Source organism: Streptomyces sp. NPDC006385 (assembly GCF_040612485.1).
Taxonomy (GTDB): domain Bacteria; phylum Actinomycetota; class Actinomycetes; order Streptomycetales; family Streptomycetaceae; genus Streptomyces.
Genome location: NZ_JBEXQG010000147.1, coordinates 1 through 6,289, shown reverse-complemented (window position 1 = coordinate 6,289; position 6,289 = coordinate 1). Strand labels below are relative to the sequence as shown.

Genomic DNA, 6,289 nt, shown 5'->3' with positions numbered 1-6,289 from the left:
GGGGCGCCCCTCACGTCAAGGGGCGCCCCCACCGCCGTACCGGAATCTCGCCGCCGTACCGGAAGACCTCAGTCCTCGAACGTCGCCGCCAGTGCCTCCGCCAGGCCAGGGACCAGGTCAGGGCCGGTGAGGACCTCGGTCGGGGTGTCCTTCTCGCGCAGGCGCAGGGCCGATTCACGGGCGCCGTCGCGCAGGACCGCGACCGTCATGCGCACCTCCTGGCGCTCGGGGTGGTCCGCCACCCACTGCGCGAGCTTGGCCTCGCTCAGGCCCTGCGGGACCTTGGCCTCGGCGGACGCGGGCAGCATCAGGCGCTCGACGGTGAGCGCGCAGCCGGCCACCGCGTCGGGCCAGGCGATCGTGCCCAGGAACTCGTCGAGCGCCTTGCCCGTTGGAAGTTCGTCCTGCTCGATCGGGGTCAGGCCGGAGGACTCCTGCTCGTCCCCCAGGCCGAGCTGGGCGGCGAGGCCGGGTTCCTGGGCCCGCAGCCGTGCGGTGTCTACGAGGGCGAAGAGGCGGGCGGGCTGGTCCCAGCCGAGGCCGGAGGCGTACTCGTCGATCTCGAGCACGGCCCGGGTCAGCGGGCTCGCCGCCATGGGAGTGTTGGACATGGTCACAATCCTGCCTCGTTCCCGGCCGAAATCGGGAACCGAGTAAAGGGTGAGTAAGTTGCATAGGTGTGGGCCCACGATCAAGGGGGGCCACGGAGGGTCCACGAAGACGCGGGCCTGACGGATCAACAGCGAACTTCGGGGTGCGAACCTTGGCTTTCCAGATGCCGGACCGCGGCGGAGGCCCGACCGGGCCACGGATCAGAGTGGGCCGCCCGTCCCGGCGTGTCCGGACCCTGCTCATGACACTGGGCGTCCTCGCCGTCCTCGGCATGGTCTTCACCATGTTCGCGGGCTTCTGGACGGACTGGCTCTGGTACCGGTCGGTGAACTACTCGTCCGTGTTCACCACCACGCTGTGGACGAAGATCGGGCTCTTCTTCGTCTTCGGTCTGCTCATGGCCCTCGCGGTCGGCTTCAACATCTGGCTGGCGCACCGGCTGCGTCCGCCGCTGAGCGCCATGTCCATGGAGCAACAGAGCCTCGACCGCTACCGCATGGGCATCGCGCCGTACAAGAAGTGGCTGCTCATCGCGATCACCGCGCTGGTCGGCCTGATCGCCGGTGCCTCCGCCTCCAGCCAGTGGCGGACCTGGCTGATGTGGGTCAACGGTGTGCCCTTCGGTGAGAAGGACCCGCAGTTCCACCTCGACGTCGGCTTCTACGCCTTCGACCTGCCCTGGTACCGGTTCCTGCTCGGCTTCGGCTTCGCCGCCGCGATCCTCTCCGTGATCGCCGCCGCGCTGACGCACTACCTGTACGGCGGACTGCGCATCACCAGCCCCGGCGCGCGTGCCACGGCCGCGGCCACCGGCCATCTGTCGGTCCTCATCGGCATCTTCGTCGCCCTCAAGGCGGTCGCGTACTGGCTCGACCGGTACGGACTGGCCGTCAAGTCCAGCGACTTCAAGGCGACCGACAACTGGACCGGTCTCAGGTACGTCGACGCCAACGCCTATCTGCCGGCGAAGACGATCCTGTTCTGCATCGCCGTCATCTGCGCGCTGCTGTTCTTCGCCACCCTGTGGCGGCGCACCTGGCAGCTGCCCGTCATCGGCTTCGGCCTGATGGTGCTCTCGGCGATCCTCATCGGCGGCCTGTACCCGGCGATCGTCCAGAAGTTCCAGGTCCAGCCGAACGAGCAGGCCAAGGAAGCGCCGTACGTCGCGAAGAACCTCCAGGCGACGCGTGACGCCTACGGAATCGACGGCACCAAGGTCACCGAGTACCCGGGCACCAGCAAGACCGAGGACAGGACCCAGCTGCGCGACGACGTGGACGCCACGGCGAGCATCCGGATCCTGGACCCGAACATCGTCTCGCCGACGTTCCAGCAGCTCCAGCAGATCAGGAACTACTACGCGTTCCCGACCAACCTGGACGTCGACCGTTACACCAAGGACGGCAAGGACCAGGACACGGTCATCGGTCTGCGTGAGATCAACCTCAACGGCGTTCCGAAGCGGAACTGGATCAACGACCACTTCCGTTACACCCACGGCTACGGCGTGGTCGCCGCCGAGGGCACCAGCGCCGACCCCCAGGGCCGACCGGACTTCACCGAGTCCGACCTGCCGTCCAAGGGTGACCTCGGGACGTACGAGCAGCGGGTCTACTACGGCGAGAAGACCACGATGTACTCGATCGTCGGCGGTCCCCAGAAGGAGATCGACTACTCCGACGACAGCGGTGAGAAGACCTACAGCTACAAGGGCGACAGCGGCGTCAGCCTCTCGAACCCGGTCAACCGGGCCGCGTACGCGGTGGCCTTCGGCGAGCCGCAGATCCTGTACTCCGGTGCGATCGGCGACGGCTCGCGCATCCTGTACAACCGCACGCCCAAGGAGCGCGTCGAGGCGGTCGCCCCGTGGCTGACCATCGACGGCGACGCCTATCCGGCGGTCGTGGACGGCCGTATCCAGTGGATCGTCGACGCGTACACGACGACGAACGGCTACCCGTACTCCTCCCGCACGACCCTCGGTGACACGACGGCCGACTCGCTGACCGCCAACAACAACCAGCGCGCGGTCGTGGCCCAGCAGAACCAGGTCAACTACATCCGCAACTCGGTGAAGGCGACCGTCGACGCCTACACCGGCCAGGTCAAGCTCTACCAGTGGGACACCAAGGACCCGGTCCTGAAGACCTGGATGAAGGCGTTCCCGGACACGGTGGAGCCGAAGAGTGAGATCTCCGACTCGCTGATGGCCCACCTGCGCTACCCGCAGGACCTGTTCAAGGTCCAGCGTGAGCTGCTCACCCGCTACCACGTGAAGGACGCGACGACGTTCCTGAGCGGCAGCGAGGTCTGGGAGGTGCCGGACGACCCGACCAACAAGTCGGGCAGCGCCGTGCCGCCGTACTACCTGAGCATGAAGATGCCCGACCAGAAGGCGCAGGCGTTCTCGCTGACGACGACGCTCACGCCGAGCGGCCGGGACAACCTCAGCGCCTTCATGGCCGTCGACGCCGAGGCGGGGACCGAAGGCTACGGCAAGATCAGAATTCTGAAACTGCCGACCAACACCACGGTCAACGGCCCCAGTCAGGTGCAGAGCCAGTTCAACTCCGAGCAGAACATCGCCGAGACCATCAGGTTGCTGAGAGGCGGCGACTCCGAGGTCGAGTACGGCAACCTGCTGGCGGTCCCGCTCGACGGCGGTCTGCTCTACGTGGAGCCGGTCTACGTGCGCGGTGGCGGCCTCAAGTACCCGCTGCTGCGCAAGGTGTTGGTGTCCTACGGCGGCACCACCGCCTTCGAGGACACGCTCGACGAGGCGTTGAACAAGGTCTTCGGAGCGGAGGGCCCGACCACCGAGCCACCGAAGGAGGACGAGGACGGCGGCGGTACGACGCCTCCGCCGACGTCCACCAACCCGACGGTCCAAGAAGCGCTCAACGACGCCCAGAAGGCCTTCGACGCCGGCCAGGAAGCTCTGAAGAAGGGCGACTGGGAGGCGTACGGCAGGGCGCAGGAGGACCTCCAGGACGCGCTGCAACGGGCCGAGGCCGCGCAGGAGCAGGCCGACAAGGCCGGTAACAGCGGCGCCGATGGTGACAGCGGCGGCCGCGCGAGCCCGAGCCCGAACCCGACCAGCAGTCCCACCGGGGCATAGGGACGGGCGGCTGATCAAAAAGCCCACCCCGCGCCGTGATACGGTTGCATCACAACGGCGCGGGGTGGAGCAGCTCGGTAGCTCGCTGGGCTCATAACCCAGAGGTCGCAGGTTCAAATCCTGTCCCCGCTACTGAAGTCGACGAGTATCTCGTACGACGGCGAAGGCCCGGATCCTGACAAGGGATCCGGGCCTTTGTGATGTGCGAACGCATGTGCCGGAGGGCGCAGTGGTCGCGCCGCCGTGGGGAGTTGGGAGAACTGTGTTTGACTTGTCTCTCTGTGGGCATGTCGACAAAACGCTGAAGTGACCTCACTGGCTGCGGTATACCAGGTGTACCCAGGTTGCAGGTGGTGCGACGATGGACGTTATGGGGGACAAGGCAACTCTGTTGGAGACAGGGCGGTTTGTGCAGCCTGCCGACTTTGTGCAGCCGACGGGCGATTTGGCGCAGCTGACGGACGGTGCCTCGCAGCCGGTGGGTGAGCTCGCGCAGCGGGCGGTGGATCTCGCGCATCCGGAGGGTGACCTCGCGCAGCCGGAGAGTGACCTCGCCTTCGACCGGCCGACCGACCGGGACGAGGCGGGGGAGGCCGCGGAGGTGGCGCGGCAGCGGCTCGCCGCCGAGGCCGGCGACGTCGAGGCGATGAGCGTTCTCGGGGCCATGCTGTTGCGCCGCGGTGATCTCGACGGAGCCGAGCCCCATCTGCGGGCCGCCACCGCCGCCGGGGACCGGGCCGCCGCCAACAACCTGGGAGTCCTTCTTCATCAGCGCGGGTACGCCGACGAGGCCGCCGGCTGGTGGCGGATCGCCGCCGTCGCGGGGTCGGCCGCGGCCGCGCACGCGCTGGGGCGCCACCACCGTGAGCGGGGCGACGAGCCCGCCGCCGAGTACTGGCTGCGGCAGTCCGCCGAGCAGGGGCATGCGCTGGGCGCGTACGCGCTCGCCGATCTGCTGGAGCACCGCGGTGACAGCGCGGCCGAACGGTGGATGCGGGCCGCGGCGGAGCGCGGCCACCGGGAAGCGGCGTACCGGCTGGCGCGTGCGCTGGACCGGCAGGCGGTGCGTGCGGGCGAGGACGGGGGTGACAACGGTGTCGCGCCGGATGGCTCGCCGCTGGACGAGGCCGAGCAGTGGTACCGGCAGGCCGCCGCGCGCGGGCATCGCAGGGCCGCGCTGCACCTCGGGGCGATCCTCGAGAAGCGCGGGGAGCTCAAGGAGGCCGGGCGCTGGTATCTGATGTCCGCGAAGGACGGGGAGGCGCGGGCCGCCTGCGCGCTCGGGTTCCTGCTGCGGGACGCGGGGGACACCGAGAGCGCCGCCGTGTGGTGGCTGCGCGCCGCACAGGACGGCGACGGCAACGCGGCGAACGCGCTGGGCGCGCTGCACGCCGAGCGCGGGGAGACGCAGACCGCCGAGCGCTGGTACCGGGCCGCGATGGACGCCGGTGATGTGAACGGCGCGTACAACCTGGGGCTGCTCTGCGCCGAGCAGGGACGCACCCCGCAGGCCGAGCAGTGGTACCGGCGGGCGGCCTACGCCGGGCACCGCGAGGCGGCGAACGCGCTGGCGATCCTGCTGCTCCAGGGCGGGGACGCCACGGGTGCCGAGCCGTGGTTCTCCAAGGCCGCGGAAGCCGGGAGCGTGGACGCCGCGTTCAACCTGGGGATTCTGCACGCCGGGCGGGGTGAGCAGCGCGCCGCGCTGCGGTGGTACGAGCGTGCCGCCGCCGCCGGACACACCGAGGCGGCGCTGCAGGTGGGCATCGCGCGGCTGCGGGACGGGGACGAGCCGGAGGCCGAGCGGCATCTGCGGTGCGCGGCCGGGGCCGGCAGCGCGGAGGCGGCGTATCGGCTGGCGACCCTGCTGGACGCCCGGCGACCGCCGGAGCCCGCGCATGAGCTCGGGGAGTCGGTGCACGAGAAGACCGAGTGCGAGGAGTGGTACGAGCGGGCGGCCTCCCAGGGGCATCGGCGGGCGCAGGTGCGGGTCGGGATGCTCGCCGCCGCCCGGGGCGACGTGGTGGAGGCGGCTCGGTGGTACCGGGAGGCCGCCGAGGCCGGGTCACGCAACGGCGCGTTCAATCTGGGCCTGCTGCTGGCTCGGGAGGGGAGCGAGCCGGAGGCGGCGGTGTGGTGGACGCGTGCGGCTGACGCCGGGCATGGCCGGTCGGCGCTGCGGTTGGCCCTGGTCTACGCGCGTCGCGGAGAGCTGGCGGAGGGGCAGCGGTGGGCCGATCGGGCGGTGGCGCTCGGGCCGCGGGAGGTTGCGCAGCGGGCGGCTCGGTTGCGGGACGCGTTGCGGGAGGAACTGTCGGCGTGACGGCGTCGGTACATCACCGCGGTGACGGTGCGTGACCGCTGGTGGTGTGGGAGGCCGCCCGCAGGCCGGGCTGACAAGCGATTTGCCTCTGTCCGTGGTGCTGACGTAGTGTTGCGTTCACCGACGCGGGGTGGAGCAGCTCGGTAGCTCGCTGGGCTCATAACCCAGAGGTCGCAGGTTCAAATCCTGTCCCCGCTACTGAAGACTCAGGGCCGGGATCCGCAAGGGTCCCGGCC

3 protein-coding genes and 2 tRNA genes are annotated in these 6,289 nt (G+C 69.8%); 4 read left to right on the top strand and 1 reads right to left on the bottom strand.

Translation table 11 applies throughout. The annotated features are described in order from the left end of the window. Nucleotides 1–68 precede the first annotated feature (68 nt). Nucleotides 69–611 (bottom strand): PPA1309 family protein, encoded by a 543-nt coding sequence (locus ABZ078_RS44000; RefSeq protein ID WP_356584260.1) that lies wholly within the window; start codon nucleotides 609–611, stop codon nucleotides 69–71. Between the two features lie 164 nt (nucleotides 612–775). Between ABZ078_RS44000 and ABZ078_RS43995 the strand changes: the two genes are divergently transcribed. The 4 genes from ABZ078_RS43995 to ABZ078_RS43980 all read left to right on the top strand — a co-directional run bounded on the left by ABZ078_RS43995 (nucleotide 776) and on the right by ABZ078_RS43980 (nucleotide 6,251). Then, nucleotides 776–3,730: a UPF0182 family protein gene (locus ABZ078_RS43995; protein WP_356584262.1), complete on the top strand. Its 2,955-nt coding sequence runs from the start codon at nucleotides 776–778 to the stop codon at nucleotides 3,728–3,730. A gap of 58 nt (nucleotides 3,731–3,788) precedes the next feature. Then, a tRNA-Met gene (locus tag ABZ078_RS43990) sits at nucleotides 3,789–3,862 on the top strand. A 238-nt stretch (nucleotides 3,863–4,100) separates the two neighbouring features. Continuing rightward, entirely contained in the window at nucleotides 4,101–6,053 is a 1,953-nt protein-coding gene (locus tag ABZ078_RS43985; protein ID WP_356584258.1) for a tetratricopeptide repeat protein, read from the top strand. Between the two features lie 124 nt (nucleotides 6,054–6,177). Continuing rightward, nucleotides 6,178–6,251 (top strand) — tRNA-Met (locus ABZ078_RS43980). Nucleotides 6,252–6,289: the final 38 nt, after the last annotated feature.

Bases quoted from the DNA above. Each gene is read 5' to 3' on its own strand.
- ABZ078_RS43995 (WP_356584262.1), top strand. From the start codon at position 776: ATGCCGGACCGCGGCGGAGGCCCGACCGGGCCACGGATCAGAGTGGGC.
- ABZ078_RS44000 (WP_356584260.1), bottom strand. From the start codon at position 611: ATGTCCAACACTCCCATGGCGGCGAGCCCGCTGACCCGGGCCGTGCTC.
- ABZ078_RS43985 (WP_356584258.1), top strand. From the start codon at position 4,101: ATGGGGGACAAGGCAACTCTGTTGGAGACAGGGCGGTTTGTGCAGCCT.